This is a genomic window from Albidovulum marisflavi (assembly GCF_025751435.1).
In the GTDB taxonomy this organism is placed as follows: domain Bacteria; phylum Pseudomonadota; class Alphaproteobacteria; order Rhodobacterales; family Rhodobacteraceae; genus Albidovulum; species Albidovulum marisflavi.
The window spans coordinates 1-1,023 of record NZ_JAOWKY010000009.1 but is presented as its reverse complement, the minus strand read 5'-3'; the positions used below and the strand labels follow the sequence as shown (position 1 = coordinate 1,023).

Here is a 1,023-nt window from a genome sequence, read left to right as displayed (position 1 = left end):
TCGCCCGCGAGCGACACGATCAGCGCCGCAGTGGGTTCCGCAAGGCGGTGACCGAGCGACGGATCCTCGGCGCAGAGCACCTTCTTCACGCCGTCAAGCTTGGCCGCTTCCGCCGCCGCCGCCGAGGCATGGGCCCCGGCACACAGCACCGTCACGTCGCCCAGCAGCTTCGCCGCCGTCAGGGCCTTGGCGGTGGAATCGACCGACAGCTGGCCGTCGGTCACTTCGCCCAGAAGAAGAACAGCCATCAGAGCACCCCTGCTTCGTCTTTCAGTTTCGCGATCAGCTCGTCGACCGAGCCCACCTTCACGCCTGCCTTGCGGCCCGCCGGCTCCACCGTCTTGACGACGGAAAGGCGCGGCGAGACGTCGACGCCGTAGTCGGCGGCGGTCTTTTCCTCGAGCGGCTTCTTCTTCGCCTTCATGATGTTCGGCAGCGAGGCATAGCGCGGCTCGTTCAGGCGCAGGTCCACGGTCACGATGGCCGGCATCTTGACCTTGATGGTCTGCAGGCCGCCATCGACCTCGCGCGTCACCGTCGCGCTGTCGCCGTCGATCGAAAGTTCCGAGATGAAGGTCGCCTGGGACCAGCCCAGAAGCGCCGAGAGCATCTGGCCCGTCGCGTTCATGTCGTTGTCGATCGCCTGCTTGCCGCAGATCACCAGGCCCGGCTGTTCCGCGTCAACCACGGCCTTCAGCAGCTTCGCGACCGACAGCGGTTCGATGTCGGTGTGCACGTCAGAGGCCGCCTCGATCAGGATCGCGCGGTCCGCACCCATCGCCAGCGCCGTGCGCAGCGTTTCCTGCGCCTGCTTGACGCCGATCGAAACCACGACGATCTCTTCGACCGCGCCCTTCTCCTTCAGGCGGATCGCCTCTTCGACGGCGATCTCGTCGAACGGGTTCATCGACATCTTCACGTTGGCCAGATCGACACCCGATCCGTCCGCCTTCACGCGGACCTTCACGTTGTAGTCAATCACCCGCTTCACAGGCACCAGTACCTTCATCGGCGTGCATCTCC

At 65.4% G+C, this 1,023-nt stretch carries 2 protein-coding genes; both read right to left on the bottom strand.

Features of this window, described 5'->3' with window-relative positions:
- Positions 1-248: adenine nucleotide alpha hydrolase family protein (locus tag OEW28_RS18835; RefSeq protein WP_459542700.1), on the bottom strand; the 248-nt coding region annotated here is incomplete at its 3' end.
- Positions 248-1,009 carry an electron transfer flavoprotein subunit beta/FixA family protein gene (locus OEW28_RS18830; RefSeq protein ID WP_263736347.1) on the bottom strand — a complete coding sequence of 254 codons (762 nt, stop codon included), beginning with the start codon at positions 1,007-1,009 and terminating at the stop codon, positions 248-250. The genes OEW28_RS18835 and OEW28_RS18830, both read right to left, overlap by 1 nt.
- Between the last annotated feature and the right edge of the window lie 14 nt (positions 1,010-1,023).

What these genes read in the sequence shown, in the direction of transcription:
- OEW28_RS18830 (WP_263736347.1), bottom strand. Translation starts at nt 1,009, where the DNA reads ATGAAGGTACTGGTGCCTGTGAAGCGGGTGATTGACTACAACGTGAAG.